This window comes from Mucilaginibacter litoreus, from assembly GCF_042676805.1.
Lineage (GTDB): Bacteria > Bacteroidota > Bacteroidia > Sphingobacteriales > Sphingobacteriaceae > Mucilaginibacter > Mucilaginibacter litoreus.
This window is the reverse complement of sequence record NZ_JBHTHZ010000003.1, coordinates 235,690-250,460: the sequence shown is the minus strand read 5'-3', so window position 1 is coordinate 250,460 and position 14,771 is coordinate 235,690. Positions and strand designations below refer to the sequence as shown.

Sequence of the window (14,771 nt, the reverse complement as noted above, 5' to 3'; positions counted from 1 at the left end):
TACAGCCGTTACTTTTTCAATCTGAAATACTTATAGATCTTGACCGCCGACATGAGTATCATACTGAAGGCTATGATACTGATAACGCCGAATATCCAGTTGATGGCACTTTTTAACACTACCAGGAAAACAATAGCAAACAGGATAACCGTTGCCAGCTCGTTCCAAAGCCGTAACTGTGTAGATGTCCATTTGAAAACGCCCCCTGCCATTTGTTTCATTTTTTGCTGACAGATGAAATGGTAAGCAATCAGCCCTATAACAAACAGCAATTTTACATGTAGCCATGGTTGCTTTAAAAGCGGCGGATTAATGGTAACCATGGTAATGCCTGCGGCTAAAACCAAGTACATGCTGGGCGTTGTAATGATCCACCATAGCTTGCGCTCCATTATTTCAAACTGTTCTGCAAGGATAGCGCGCGCTGGTTCGGGCTTTTGCTGCGCCTCAGTATGATAAATAAAAAGGCGCACCATGTAAAACAGCCCCGCCATCCAGCAGACTACAAAAATAATATGTATGGCTAAAACGTATTGGTACATACCTTTTTTTAAATGTCATTGCGACACGCCGAATGGCGGAGAAGCAATATGATAGGGCAAGCGTATATGCTGAGATTGCCGCGCTATCGCTTGCATTGACATAGCTCAATCAATTAATATCTAAACTCTTTTATAACCTCTACTGCGTACTTCACGTTATCAAACGGAATATCAGGCATAATGCCGTGGCCAAGGTTAAAGATAAACCCATCTTCGCCGCGCATACGCTCAAACAGGCGATGGATGCGTTCTTTGATTACTTTCTTGTCAGCATACAAAATATGCGGATCAAGGTTACCCTGCACAGCAATGCCCTGCGGTAAGCGCTTTTTCATATCCAGTAAGTCAACGTTCCAGTCGATAGATATCACATCCGGCCTGGCCTCTGCCATCAGCGGCGCAAAAACAGAACTGCCTTTGCAAAAAGATATTACCGGTATATCCTTGCGGTTTAACTTACTGATGATCTCTGTAATATAACGGTGAGAAAATTCAGTATAATCATCCCATGATAACGCCTGCGCCCAGCTGTCAAATATTTGGACAGCATTAACACCGGCTTCGATCTGCAGGTTCAGGTAGTTAGCAGTAACTGTTGCAATTTTTGATAGCAACTGATGAGCCATTTCCGGCTCGTTATGCAGCATCAGCTTGGTAAGCTTAAAATCTTTAGATGAACCGCCTTCAACCAGGTAGCTCATTACAGTAAACGGCGCACCGGCAAAACCTATAAGCGGTATGCTGCTATTAAGGCGCTGCTGTATAACTTTTATGGCATCAGCAACATATTGCAGCCTGTCGCCCACATTGGTTTCCAGGGCGTCAATATCTGCCTGTGTGCGTACAGGGTTGGCAAATTTAGGGCCTACGCCTGCAGTAAAGCTCAGGTCGCCGCCCATAGCCTCGCCGGTAACCAAAATATCAGAGAACAAAATAGCGGCATCTATACCCAGCAGATCAACCGGAAGCATGGTAACATCAGCGGCTATCTCCGGGGTTTTGCACATCTCCAAAAAAGAATATTTGTTTTTGATATCCCAATACTCTTTCATGAACCTGCCTGCCTGGCGCATCATCCAAACCGGCGGGCGTTCTGTTTTCTCTGAAAATGCGGCTTTTATAAATAAAGAATCTTTCATTTGTTTGGATAAAAGACACCATGATAAAAGAGCAATGAGTTTGTCCTTACTCTTTTATCTTAATGTCTTTGTTCTTTCTTAGTGCTTTTGTATTTCCTGCCTTACCTTCCAGATTACGTCTTTCATTTTGGCAGATATATTGTCTTTATGCTTTTCGGTTAGTTGAAGGTAAGCCCTGGCTTTTTCGTAGTTGCCTTTACGCACATTAATATTAGCCACGTGTACCAGTGCGGCCACGTGGTCGTTAGCGTTACGCAAGGGATACAAAGCTGCCAGTTCATAATGCTGTTCGGCCTCGTCATAAGCCTGTTTTTGCAGGCACACGCCACCGTAAATAAACTCGTAAAACCCCCTGCGGCTTTTGGCAAGCATATCCGGCTTGGCTACCTGCCTTAATAACTGTTCGGCACGGCCATAATCCTTTTGATGGAAAGCCTTTGCCGCTAGTACTATGGTGCCTTGTTTAAAGTATCCGTAAATCAGCAATATAATAAACATCAAGGCTATAGCTGCTAACTGATAAACCTTGTAGTGCGCGGCAACAGCCATCAGTATCACAAAAAGCCCCGCCACCAGTATTCGCGCCCTGTTTGTAAACATGCTTAATGAGTATCGGTAAACTTATAACCTACACCACGAATGGAGTGAAAATAAATCGGATTTTTAGGATCTGGTTCAAAGTACTTACGGAAGGTAAGTATAAAGTTATCGATAGTACGTGTTGATGGATAAACATCGTAGTTCCACACTGTTTCAAGAATCTGCTCGCGCGATACAGCTTCGTTTCGGCGCTCTATCAGCAGTTTTAACAGCATGGTTTCTTTTTTGGTAAGTGCGGTGATGCTGCCATCCTCATTGATCAGCTCGAACGAGTTGAAGTGTATGGTTTTATCGCCGATATGATAGCTGTTAAATTCTTTCAGATCATCCCCTTTAAGGCTGCGTTTAACCAGGTTGTTAACACGCAATATCAGCTCTTCCAGATTGAATGGCTTGGTCAGGTAATCATCAGCGCCCTTCTTCAGGCCTGATATTTTATCCTCATTAGTATTTTTAGCGGTGAGGAACATAATTGGCACCTCAGAGTTCTCCAGCCTGATGGTCTCGGCAACTACAAAACCGTCAATCTCGGGCATCATAACATCTAATATCACCAGGTTAAAACGCTCTTCTTTAAATATCTGAAGGGCCTTTTTACCGTTGTTAGCTGTAGAAACTTTATAACCTTCCAGCTCAAGGTTCAGTTTAATGGCTTCCAACAAATGTTCTTCGTCTTCGGCCAACAATATTCTTTTTTTGTTGGGCATCATTTTTTTTAAGATTAGGTTAATGCAAAAACAACTTCAAAAACACTACCGGCAGGGCGGTTATCTTTTACTTTTATACTGGCCTGGTGCTTATCCAACACCTCTTTAACTATATATAAGCCTAAACCGGTACCTTTTGTATTGCGCGTATCCTCGCTGCCCACCCGATAGAATTTATCAAATATGCGACTTTTCTCGTTATCCGCTATACCAATGCCATGATCAGCCACCTGAAATATAATCCTTCCCTCTTTTTCAAACAGCTTAACATGCACTGTTTCGCAGGGACTTGAATATTTTACCGCATTTTCTATCAGGTTTGTAATTACTGATGTAAGTGCAAATTTATCGCCGGTTATCTCAATTTTTGGCTCTATCTGTGCAGCAATTATCTGCTGGTTACAATCGCATTTGCTTATCTGCAGGCGGTTAACTACGCTATCTACCAATACTGATAAGTTAAATTTTGCTTTAGGAAAGCTGTAGGAGCGGTTATCTATTTTTGATGCCAGCAACATATTTTCAACCATATCGTCAAGCCGTTCCACATCCAGTAACGACTTATCTATAAAGTTTAAAATCTGCGCGCGGTTCAGATCCCGCTTTTGAATAGTTTGCAACAATACTTTGATAGATGCCAGCGGCGATTTAAGCTCATGTGTTACCGATAGCAAAAAGTTTTTTTGTTGCTCGCGCAGGCGTGTTTCTTTGTTAAGCGATTTATGTAAAAAGTAGGCGCCTACTAAAAACACCATAACGAACATCATTCCCTCACCAAAAATCATGCCCCGGCGGCTTGGATTGAGGTTAACCAACATATACCCCCACCATACCAGTTCGGCAACAGCATAGATAATGATAGCGTAAAATATTACAAGTGTCTTTTTCATTTGAGCCTTAAGTTTACAGTCATCAGTTTACAGTTGGCAGTTGACGATTAGCATAACTGCACACCGCCAACCGGCAGCTATTTTCCGAACACGATATCCAGACTATCAAATATAGCTGTTTTTGTTATTTCCAAGTCTTCCTGTGTATGGGCCGATGATATAAAACCAACTTCGTACCCTGACGGCCCCATGTAAATCCCCCTGTTAAGCAATTCGCGGTGCATTTCCTTGAATTTAACCATGCTTGCCGGGTCTATCTGCTCGGCTGTGCTGATCCTTTCCTGCTCGGTAAAGGCAAACCAGAATATAGAGCCGATAGTAAATAGTTTAACAGGATAGCCACGCTCATTTACAAACTGCTGAACCTCGTTTACAAAACGAGCTGTTTTTGAGTGAAGATCGTCATAAAAACCCGGTTTAAGTAATTCGCTCAACTGCGCAATTCCTGCAGCCATAGCTACCGGGTTTCCTGATAAAGTACCCGCCTGGTAAACAGAACCTATAGGTGATATATGATCCATCACTTCTGCCGATGCGCCATAAGCGCCAACCGGCAAACCGCCGCCAATAATTTTACCATAGGTAATGATATTCGGCTGAATGCCATAGTAAGCAGCAGCACCCTCAAAGCCCACACGGAAACCTGATATCACTTCGTCAAATATCAGCATGGTGCCGTTTTGCGTACAAATATCACGCAGGTACTGTAAGTACGCTTTATCCTGTAACAACAAGCCGTTATTAGCCGGGACAGGCTCTATGATAACAGCGGCTATTTCCCCTTTGAACTCGGCAAATGCGCCATCCAGGGCTTTGGTATCATCTAAAGACACTACAATAGTTTCATCGGCAAATGCTTTGGGTACACCGGCTGAAGATGTTTCACCAAAGGTTACCAACCCAGACCCAGCCTTAACCAGCAAACTATCTGAATGCCCATGGTAACAGCCTTCAAACTTTAATATTTTGTCGCGTTTGGTATAGCCCCTTGCCAGCCTGATGGCCGACATGACCGCCTCTGTACCCGAGCTTACAAAACGTATTTTTTCGATGTATTTGTTATTGTTCAGTATCAGTTCCGCCAGCTCGTTCTCTAAAGCGGTAGGCGCGCCAAAGGACATGCCCTTCTGCATTACTTCAGTAACTTTTTCGCGCACTGCCGGATGGTTGTGGCCCAAAATGAGCGGCCCCCATGAGCAGCAAAAATCAATAAACTCGTTACCGTCGGCATCCCATATATGACTGCCGTCGCCTTTTTCTATAAACAGCGGCGTACCGTAAACAGATTTAAACGCCCGTACCGGCGAGTTTACACCCCCCGGGAAATAGGTTTTCGCTTTTTCGTACAGTTCTGCAGATTTTGTTCTGCTGATATCAGGTTTGCTCATTTTATCATTAGCCCCCTCTAAATCTCCCCCAATAGGGAAGACTTATTAGTTTAATATATTTGTTATAAGCCCTCCCTTTCGGCGAGGGTTTGGGTGGGACTTACAGCCACTTATTTTCCAACACTTCTTTCGCGTGATAAGTTAGTATCGCGCTGGCACCCGCCCTGCGGAAGCTGGTTAAAACTTCCGTTATAGCACGTTGCTCATTTAGCCAACCGTTTCTGATGGCCGCTTTGATCATGGCGTATTCGCCACTTACATTGTAGGCCGCTATAGGCAGTTCGGTGCTGTCTTTTAAAAGTTTAATTACATCCAAATAGGGTAGCCCTGGTTTTACCATCAGGAAGTCGGCCCCTTCAGCTTCATCCAAACGGGCTTCTATCAAAGCTTCGCGCTGGTTGGCCGGGTTCATCTGGTATGTTTTCTTATCGCCAAATTTAGGGGCCGAATTCAACGCATCCCTGAACGGGCCATAAAAGGCGCTGGCATATTTTGCCGAATACGACATGATAGATACACCTGTAAAGCCATTTTCGTCCAATACGTTGCGTATATAACCCACCCGGCCATCCATCATATCCGAAGGTGCGATGATATCAGCACCGCTGCGCGCGTGTGCCAGGGCCATCTTACCTAAAACCTCAAGGGTTTCATCGTTAAGTATCTCGCCGTTCTCTACAATACCATCATGGCCATCGCTGCTGTATGGGTCCATCGCTACGTCCGTTATAACGCAAGCTTCCGGAAACTCCTTTTTAACGGCACGTATGGCACGCAGGTAAAGGCTTTCATCACGATGACTCTCGGTTGCATATTTATCTTTAAGCGCCTCGTCGATATTCGGGAAGAGATCGAAAGACTTTAAACCTAAATTAAGGCAGCTTTCCACCTCGCGCAGCAGGTTATCTATGGAGTACCTGAAGATGCCCGGCATGGATGATACCTCTGTTTTTTGGTTATCACCTTCAACAATAAATAACGGGAATATTAAATTGGCCGCACTTACATGAGTTTCCTGTACCATCTGGCGGATAACTTCACTCTTGCGGTTTCTTCTTGGTCGTTGTAACATTTCTTTGTTCATTAGTAAAATGGTTCATTTGTTAATTAGTGAATAGCCGGTTAGTATGTAAACAATAAACTAATGAGCCAATGAACCAGTGAACGTTTTATATTCCAAACACAGCCTCTGCGAGGCCTACTTCGTCGGGCGAAAAGGGCAATACATATTTAACACCCATTTCGTCAAACTTTTTACCGGTTGATTTACCTATGGCAATTACTTTTTGGCCGGGTTCCAACAGGTTATCAGCAAAGTACGCTTCTACGTTACTTGGGCTGGTAAACACCATTATATCTGCACCGCTTGGTTCTACATTCTCTTCCAAAACAGTTTCATAAACAGGCAGGTCGATGATCTTTGTATCGGCCGACAAACCCTGGTGTATGCTTCTCATGGGGTTGTCTGCACCCGGGAACAATACCGAAGTACCGTTTGCCAATGCGGCAAAATCAGCGGCTACATCAGCGGTATCAGTGCTTTCGCCCACAAAATTGGCAAAGTGGCCATTGCGGCGAAGCATATCTTCGCTACCTGCACCCATTACCCCAAACTTTACTTTTTTAGGGAACTGAGGCGATAACCTGAAGAAATATTCAACTGCATTTTTACTGGTAAAAAACACCCAGTCGATATTGCGTAATATATATGAATCGAAACGCGTAATAACCGGAACGGTACGTATCAACGAGCGGGCCTCTATCTCAATTTTATGTTTTGATACAGCCCTGTGGAAGTAGCTGGTAGCAGCAACATCCCTTGTGATAAACACTTTCGAAGGAAATTTCCTGTCTTTAGCAAATTTGCTTAATATCTTATCTGCTACGCCATCAAGGGTTGAGCTTTCGATAAAAAGCCTGTCGGGGAACTCATCTTCTTCATCTGCCTTTGAGGTGAACACCTGGAACATATTATCGTCCTTGCGGCAGTAAACACCTAAAGGCAAGTGGCAACCGCCGCCAAACTGTTTAAGTACACCACGCTCCAAAGCCAGTTGCTCGGCTACTTCCGGGTGATGCAGCTCCTGCAGGGCCTCGTGTAGTAACCTGTCGTTCTCACGTATCTGTATAGCCAGCACGCCTTGTGCAGGCGCAGGTATAAACTCTGTTGGCGTTAATTCTTCTACATGAAATTCGCTCAGATCGATACCTAAACGGCTAACGCCTGCTTTAGCCAGCATGATGGCGTCGTATTTTTCATCGCGTAGTTTACCAATGCGGGTAGGCACATTGCCACGCAGGTCTTGTATCTCCAGGTCAGGGCGCAGGGCAAGCAATTGTGCCTTACGGCGATTGGATGAGGTACCTACAATGCCCCCATATTTTACGGAAAGTTTTTGGCGTACATCCACGCAATCCTTCAATATCAGCAACAGTTCAGCCGGGTCCTCCCGTTCTGAAACTGCTGCGATGATGAGTCCCGGAGGGTTTTCTGTAGGCAGGTCCTTGTGCGAATGCACTGCTATATCTATTGTACCGGCTAAAAGTTCTTCTTCTAATTCTTTTGTAAAAAAGCCTTTGCCTTCCAGCTTATCAAAGCTCAGGTTAAGTATGCGATCGCCCTGTGTTTTGATGATCTTTAATTCGGCGGGAATATGAATAGCGGCAAGCTGGTCTTTAACAAAATTTGCCTGCCATAAAGCAAGTTCGCTTCCGCGAGTTCCAATAATTACTGTTCTGTCCAAAAGGTTAAATTTTTACGTTACAAATTTAATTTTTTAAGGGCAGTAATTTAATATTAATTAAGGATATGAGAGTGGGCTGACGGAGAAGGGATTGAGGCTTAGCTGTTGGATTGCTATCGCGAGTTTAGCGAGGCCTAACTCGTTACGTAGCATGAAAGAAGCTTCAGCTTTATTTTATTGTAAGCTTAAAGTTTACCATTATGCATTACCGCGAGTTACACTACGTTAAACTCGCGGTAGCTGATAGCCTAATTTTTAGCCGTCGCGAGTTTAGCGAAGCCTAACTCGTGACATAGCATGAAAAAAGCTTTCAGCTTTTATTCCAATTTAAGATGAAGCTTTATTATTAACTTAACAGCGTGAGTAGCAATTACAAATTTCGCAATCCCGAGGGCTTATACTTCGTTACCTTTTCAGTTGTTAGATGGATAGACGTATTTACAAGAACAGCATATAAAGATATCCTTGTAGATAGTTTAAAGTATTGCATAAAAAATAAAGGACTTGAACTTTATGCATGGGTTATAATGAGCAATCATGTTCACTTGATTATCAGATCAGATGATAAACCTCTACAAGACATTCTTAGAGATATTAAACGTCATACCTCAAAAACAATAATTAAAGCTATAGAACAGAATTTACAGGAAAGCCGGCGAGAATGGCTATTATGGTTTTTTGAACGTGAAGGAAAAGGTAATCCAAATAACGAAAAATATCAGTTTTGGCGACAGGGCAATCACCCTATCGAGCTGTTCACCAATGAAGTGATGGATCAGAAGCTTGATTACTTACATAATAATCCTGTGAAGGCAGGATGGGTAGACAAGGCGGAATATTACCTGTATAGCAGTGCAAGAGACTATGCAGGTGAAAAAGGACTGATCGATGTTATTTTAATTTGAGCTAAAAGCTTAAATTGTGCAAGTCGCGAGTTAGGCTGCGCTAAACTCGCCATAGCTATTAAATTTATTGGAAAAAATTAAGTGGCTGCTTAATTATTATTGATCAATATATCCTTGGCCATTACCATAGGCACACTGATATATTTTTTCTCCATGTAGTTGATCACCTTTTCCAGTATCTCGCGCGATTCTTTATCAAGGCTTTGTACCTCATCGGCAAATACGGTATTTACGGCGTTATTACGAATCTCCTTGATCTTCTCAGGCACCTGGCGCATAGCCAGCTCAACTTTGCGCTGCTTAAGCATCACAAAAAATTCGGTGATATTTTGTTCGATGATAGCCTCGGCATGTACCAGCTCCTGGTAACGTTCCTGCAGGTTCTTTTTGGCTACCTCGTTAAGGGAATGAACTTCTATGAAATTAACCTCGAATTGCTCCAGCACTTCCGGCGCCGTATCATTAGGGATAGCAAGGTCAACAATTGTTTTTTTGCCTGTTTCGCCATTCAGCAATGATAAATACACTTCCGGCGTAATAATGGGCTCAACAGCTGAAGTACAGGTAATAATGGCATCAAACCCTTTTTTATAATTAGCCAGATCTGCAATTTCATAAGCTTCGCCGTTCAAGTCGGCAGCTAACTGTTCTGCTTTAGCTAAAGTACGGTTGAAAACCGCAAAGTTAGAAAACTTATGTTTTTGCAGGTATTTAGAAATATTGCGGTTTGTTTCGCCCGCACCAATAATCAATATCCGGGCGTTTGAGCAAAGTTTCAGATCTTTTAGCTTACGGTAAGCTAATGAAACTACCGAAATCGGGTTCTTAGAAATATTGGTATTGGTATAAACCTCTTTCGCGGTTTTAACAACACACTCCATTACCAGGCGTAATTTATCAGCTGTAAGGCCGGCCTCGCGGCAATCATCATAAGCTTTGCGCAGCTGTGCCAAAATTTCTTTTTCGCCAACCACAAGGCTCTCTAATGAGCATGAAGTACGTAATAAGTGGTTCAATGCTTCCTGTCCGCTGTAAATAGATGCAGCATCTAAAAATGTTTTTGTAGAGTGCGGGCACAGGCCAATATTCATAGAAGCAATAAAAGCTTCGGCAAATTCCCGGTCTACTTTCTGAGAAGTAGATAGCACGAACTCTACACGGTTACAGGTTGAGAGATAAAAAATCTCGTCGATAGCAAAATGCTCTTTAACTGCCCGAAGTTTTTCAGTAAGGTTTTCCTGGCAGATAACCAACTTTCCCAGTTCCTTCAGCTCGATCTGTTTATGTGTAAAAGCAATTACCTTTAGATACTTCAAAGCAGTTTTATTTTGACCCAACAAAAGTACTATACGCTATTTGATGCAATGTCAATAATTTGTCAAACACGTGCATTTAGAATGATTATAAATAATGTGTTTTACGTAAAAAATCAACGTATTTTTATAAATAAATTTAATTAATCAATCGATTGAACAACTATAAATGCAAATATTAAAAAAAATCAGTCTGGTAATTTTGGTCATTGGTTACCTAATTGCCGGTGCTAATCATTTTATACATCCGCAAGGCTATGTCAATATCATCCCAGCCTATTTACCTGCCCCCCATTTACTTAATTACTTAGCTGGTTCTTTTGAAATTTTGTTTTCAATATTACTGATACGGCCCAAAACACGCAAGGTTGCCTCATGGGGAATCATTTTAATGCTTTTAGCTTTTCTACCTGTTCATATAGATATGCTTGTACATGCACCGCTAAAGATAGGCAGCATTATGGTCACCCCGGTAATTGCGTGGATGAGGTTAATGTTGCAGCCTGTATTGATACTTTGGGCATGGTGGCACTCAAAAAGCTAAACACTTAACATTAACCACTCATTACTTTTAGCTTGCAACAAACATTCCATCCAATACAGGGTTAAAAAAGCATGGATATGCAAAGTATCGAACTCCGTAACCTGGATGCACAGGACTACCAGGAGTTGAAAAAATCAATGAAGTCGGCCTACCTTGATATGGACGAGGATTACTGGGATGCAGCTTCAATAAAAAAATTAATCAAACTGTTCCCGGAGGGACAAATTTGTGTGACCGTAAACGGCGAAGTGGTAGGTTGCGCGCTATCTATTATTGTCGATTATCAAAAATATGGTGATAACCATACCTATAAACAAATAACTGGCAGCGGCACCTTCAAAACACATGATGATAAGGGTGATGTTTTATACGGCATAGAAATATTTGTACATCCTAAATACCGGGGCCTGCGCCTGGCTCGCCGTTTATATGAGGCTCGCAAGGCTCTTTGCGAAAAGCTCAACCTTAAAAGCATCATCGCCGGCGGCCGGATACCCAATTATCAAAAATTTCAGAACGACCTGACGCCCCGCCAATACATTGATAAGGTAAAATATAAGGAAATTTATGATCCGACTTTGTCGTTCCAGTTATCCAACGATTTTCACGTGCGTAAGATATTGCGCAACTATCTGCCAGAGGATAACCGCTCAAAAGGGTTTGCTACCCTGATAGAGTGGAATAACGTTTACTACGAGGAAATCAGTTCTGTTATCAATCAAAAAACCGTTGTACGGATAGGTTTGGTGCAATGGCAAATGCGCTCTTACAACAACATCAGCGAGCTGTTAAAACACGCCGAATACTTTATAGATGCCGTAAGCGATTATCAATCGGATTTTATTTTGTTCCCGGAGCTGTTTAATACGCCGCTCATGGCCGAGTTTAACCACATGGATGCGGCAAAGGCCATGCGCGAGCTGGCAAAATTTACCGAACCAATTGTTGAGGCGTTTTCAAAATTCGCGGTATCGTACAATGTAAATATTGTTGCCGGAAGCATGCCAAAGGTAGATAATGACCATCTGTACAATGTATCCTACTTGTTTAAACGTAACGGGCAGATGGAAGAAAGCGTTAAGATACACCCTACCCCATCTGAAATAAGCTCGTGGGGTATGCGCGGTGGCGATGAACTAAAAGTTTTTGAAACTGATGCCGGTAAAATAGGTATCCTTATCTGTTATGATGTTGAGTTTCCGGAACTATCACGCATTTTGGCCAGCCAGGATATGCAGATACTGTTTGTGCCCTTCCTCACTGATACCCAAAACGGTTACAACCGTGTTAAATTTTGCGCGCAGGCACGTGCGGTGGAGAATGAATGTTATGTAGCGATAGCCGGTTGTGTGGGTAACCTGCCAAACGTAAATAACATGGATATCTCTTATGCGCAATCTGCCGTGTTTACACCATCAGACTTTGGTTTTCCTACCAATGGTATACAATCGGAGGCTACGCCAAATACAGAGATGATTGTTATAGCTGATGTCGACCTCTCGATACTTGGGGAGTTGCATGAGTATGGCAGTGTGCAGAATTTAAAAGACAGACGAACAGACTTGTACGGAATAACTTTTAACGGAAAGAAAGTGTAGTTTTATAAAAATTCGGCATATTTATGCTGTGAAATTTTATATAATTAACCCTAAGCCCTATTTCTTGCATAAAGTTCTTGCTACTCTGATAGATTATGCCATTTACTTTGTGGTATACTATGTTTATATATATGTATTTAACGAAAGCACGGAACCAGGTAAAATGATTGTTAATAATTTAATGGTATTACCACTTATACTGTTTTGGTTTATATATTTTGTTGTACTTGAAGCTGCTAATAGTTGCACACCAGGCCATGATATATTAAAATTGAAGGTTTATAAAACCGATGGCGGGAAACCTTCGTTTAGTGATGTTTTAAAACGACGATTACTTGATCCAATTGATATCTTTATGTATGGTATACCTGCATTTATAAGTATTTCCAAAACAGACAAGCATCAGCGGCTTGGAGATTTGTGGGCAGATACAGTTGTTATTAAACCGGCTGATATTACTGTTAAAGAAGTAACTTTCTGATATGATAGTCAACGAGCAATATACCATACCCGGCGCTACCGGGAGGCCCATAACAGCCGACCTTACCTACGACGACGTGGACGCTTACGCTCCCCTGGTAATATTTGCTCATGGCATACGTGGCTTCAAGGACTGGGGCGCTCATCACCTGGTTGCAAGGCATTTTGCCAATAATGGCTTCCGCTTCCTCAAATTTAATTTTTCGCACAATGGCACCACACCGGGGCATCTTACTGAATTTGCCGACCTGATAGCCTTTGGCGATAATACCTTTTCTATTGAGTTGGATGATCTTAAGGCCGTGATAGATTTTGCCTGCAGCGGCGCTGCCATACCCGCTGCCGATGGCGTTTACCTGATAGGACACAGCATGGGTGGCGGCATCAGCATTATTAAAACAGCCGAGGATGACAGGGTAAAGAAACTGGTCACGGAGGCTGCAATCAGCAGTTTTTATAACCTTTGGCCTAAGCAGTCTGAAGACCAATGGCGCTTACAGGGCGTTATGTACATGAAAAACGCACGCACCGGTCAGGATATGCCTTATAGGGTCACTTTGCTTGAAGATCTGGAGAAGCATCCTGAACGTTTGAATATACCCCGTAAAGCGGCACAAATAAGGCAGCCCTGGCTTATTGTTCATGGCGATAAGGACACAAGTGTACCGCTTAGCCATGCCGAAGAATTGCATCAGGCACAGCCAAACGCCCAGTTTGCAGTTGTAAAAGATGCCGATCATGTGTTTAACGCAACCCACCCATACTTAAAAGATGAGCTTCCGCAGCAATTAAAAGAGTTCGCTGATATTGCTATCAAATTTTTGCATGGTGAAAGCAATTGACATTCAAAAGTAAACTTAATGCTGACTATTTTGCACAAATAGTCAAACACCTTATAATTGCTTATGAGTTTAGCCAAATCGCGCAAAAATGGCGCAAAGTTCGTCAACACTACCCCTACAACCGAAGCCGGTTTCGATAAGATGATCCCAATCTTAGGGGAATACATTCGCAACAAAGCAGAAAACACACCTAAGATACCGTTAGGCCCTTTTAAAACCAATATAAGCGTTTATGACAATGCGCCTGCAACGGGTTTGCGCGTAACCTGGGTAGGGCATTCCAGCCTGCTTATAGAAATTGATGGCATCCGTATACTTACCGACCCTGTTTGGAGTAACCGGGTATCCTTCACACAACTCTTCGGCCCCAAGCGCTTTTTTCAGCCCCCTATAGCACTGGCCGATCTGCCTAAAATAGATGTAGTCATCGTATCGCATGATCATTATGACCATCTGGATACAGCTACTATCCGGTTCTTCGCAAAAAAATCAATCCCCTTTATTACACCGTTAGGTGTAGCAAAGTATCTGGCAGCCTGGGGCATTCCCGAAGGAATGATATATGAAGTGGATTGGGCCGACAGCACTACCATTGGTGATTGTGTGATCACCGCCGCGCCTGCAAGGCATTTCTCGGGAAGGGGCATTTTACATCGTGATGAAACGCTATGGGCATCATTTATTATTAAAGGCCCGCAACACAATATTTACTTTGGAGCTGATTCCGGCTGGTCACCCGATTTTGCTCAGATCGGCGAATCCTTTGGACCTTTTGACCTCACCATGCTTGAAATTGGCGCTTACGGCAAATACTGGCCTGATATCCACATGGGGCCTGATAACGCTACCAACGCCCATCTGGCACTAAAAGGTAAGATAATGATGCCTATTCACTGGGGTACTTTTAACCTGGCACCGCATGCCTGGTACGAACCTGCAGAAAGGTTGCTGAAGTTTGCAAAAGAAAAAAATATTGAGTTATTTTTACCTGAACCCGGCCAGCCTACCGAAGTTGAGGGCGCTTATAACTCCAACTGGTGGAAGCGTTTCATGAGTACTACAGGCAGTTAACCTAAATT

At 42.9% G+C, this 14,771-nt stretch carries 15 protein-coding genes; 6 read left to right on the top strand and 9 right to left on the bottom strand.

Features of this window, described 5'->3' with window-relative positions:
• Positions 1–8: 8 nt before the first annotated feature.
• From hemJ to hemC, 8 genes are all read right to left on the bottom strand, one after another.
• Positions 9–542 (bottom strand): protoporphyrinogen oxidase HemJ, encoded by a 534-nt coding sequence (gene hemJ / locus ACFQZX_RS07125; RefSeq protein ID WP_377113088.1) that lies wholly within the window; start codon positions 540–542, stop codon positions 9–11.
• 113 nt (positions 543–655) lie between these two features.
• A complete protein-coding gene (hemE, locus tag ACFQZX_RS07120; RefSeq protein ID WP_377113086.1) occupies positions 656–1,681 on the bottom strand; it encodes a uroporphyrinogen decarboxylase in 1,026 nt (341 codons plus the stop codon).
• A 78-nt stretch (positions 1,682–1,759) separates the two neighbouring features.
• Positions 1,760–2,281 (bottom strand): tetratricopeptide repeat protein, encoded by a 522-nt coding sequence (locus tag ACFQZX_RS07115; protein WP_377113083.1) that lies wholly within the window; start codon positions 2,279–2,281, stop codon positions 1,760–1,762.
• A 2-nt stretch (positions 2,282–2,283) separates the two neighbouring features.
• Positions 2,284–2,988 carry a response regulator transcription factor gene (locus ACFQZX_RS07110; protein WP_377113474.1) on the bottom strand — a complete coding sequence of 235 codons (705 nt, stop codon included), beginning with the start codon at positions 2,986–2,988 and terminating at the stop codon, positions 2,284–2,286.
• Positions 2,989–3,002: 14 nt separating this feature from the next.
• Entirely contained in the window at positions 3,003–3,878 is an 876-nt protein-coding gene (locus ACFQZX_RS07105) for a sensor histidine kinase (protein ID WP_377113080.1), read from the bottom strand.
• Between the two features lie 77 nt (positions 3,879–3,955).
• Positions 3,956–5,266, bottom strand: a complete 1,311-nt coding sequence (gene hemL / locus ACFQZX_RS07100; protein ID WP_377113078.1) for a glutamate-1-semialdehyde 2,1-aminomutase — start codon at positions 5,264–5,266, stop codon at positions 3,956–3,958.
• A 100-nt stretch (positions 5,267–5,366) separates the two neighbouring features.
• The gene (gene hemB / locus ACFQZX_RS07095; RefSeq protein ID WP_377113075.1) at positions 5,367–6,338 is read right to left on the bottom strand and encodes a porphobilinogen synthase; all 972 of its coding nucleotides are present in this window, start codon (positions 6,336–6,338) and stop codon (positions 5,367–5,369) included.
• Positions 6,339–6,435: 97 nt separating this feature from the next.
• Complete coding sequence (hemC, locus tag ACFQZX_RS07090; RefSeq protein ID WP_377113073.1) at positions 6,436–8,010, bottom strand: hydroxymethylbilane synthase; 1,575 nt, start codon at positions 8,008–8,010, stop codon at positions 6,436–6,438.
• A gap of 359 nt (positions 8,011–8,369) precedes the next feature.
• On the opposite strand from hemC, the gene ACFQZX_RS07085 reads away from it, so the two are divergent.
• Positions 8,370–8,915, top strand: coding sequence for an REP-associated tyrosine transposase (locus tag ACFQZX_RS07085; RefSeq protein WP_377113070.1), 546 nt, complete (start codon positions 8,370–8,372; stop codon positions 8,913–8,915).
• Positions 8,916–9,004: 89 nt separating this feature from the next.
• Here the strand turns inward: ACFQZX_RS07085 and hemA are convergent, their stop codons facing one another.
• Positions 9,005–10,231: a glutamyl-tRNA reductase gene (hemA, locus tag ACFQZX_RS07080; protein WP_377113068.1), complete on the bottom strand. Its 1,227-nt coding sequence runs from the start codon at positions 10,229–10,231 to the stop codon at positions 9,005–9,007.
• Positions 10,232–10,397: 166 nt separating this feature from the next.
• Between hemA and ACFQZX_RS07075 the strand changes: the two genes are divergently transcribed.
• The 5 genes from ACFQZX_RS07075 (at position 10,398) to ACFQZX_RS07055 (ending at position 14,763) form a co-directional block, all read left to right on the top strand.
• Positions 10,398–10,772, top strand: a complete 375-nt coding sequence (locus ACFQZX_RS07075) for a DoxX family protein (RefSeq protein ID WP_377113066.1) — start codon at positions 10,398–10,400, stop codon at positions 10,770–10,772.
• Positions 10,773–10,843: 71 nt separating this feature from the next.
• Positions 10,844–12,370, top strand: a complete 1,527-nt coding sequence (locus ACFQZX_RS07070) for a GNAT family N-acetyltransferase (RefSeq protein ID WP_377113063.1) — start codon at positions 10,844–10,846, stop codon at positions 12,368–12,370.
• Between the two features lie 28 nt (positions 12,371–12,398).
• Positions 12,399–12,851 carry an RDD family protein gene (locus ACFQZX_RS07065; RefSeq protein WP_377113061.1) on the top strand — a complete coding sequence of 151 codons (453 nt, stop codon included), beginning with the start codon at positions 12,399–12,401 and terminating at the stop codon, positions 12,849–12,851.
• Position 12,852: 1 nt separating this feature from the next.
• A complete protein-coding gene (locus tag ACFQZX_RS07060) occupies positions 12,853–13,692 on the top strand; it encodes an alpha/beta hydrolase family protein (RefSeq protein WP_377113059.1) in 840 nt (279 codons plus the stop codon).
• A gap of 63 nt (positions 13,693–13,755) precedes the next feature.
• Positions 13,756–14,763 carry an MBL fold metallo-hydrolase gene (locus ACFQZX_RS07055; RefSeq protein WP_377113056.1) on the top strand — a complete coding sequence of 336 codons (1,008 nt, stop codon included), beginning with the start codon at positions 13,756–13,758 and terminating at the stop codon, positions 14,761–14,763.
• Positions 14,764–14,771 lie beyond the last annotated feature (8 nt).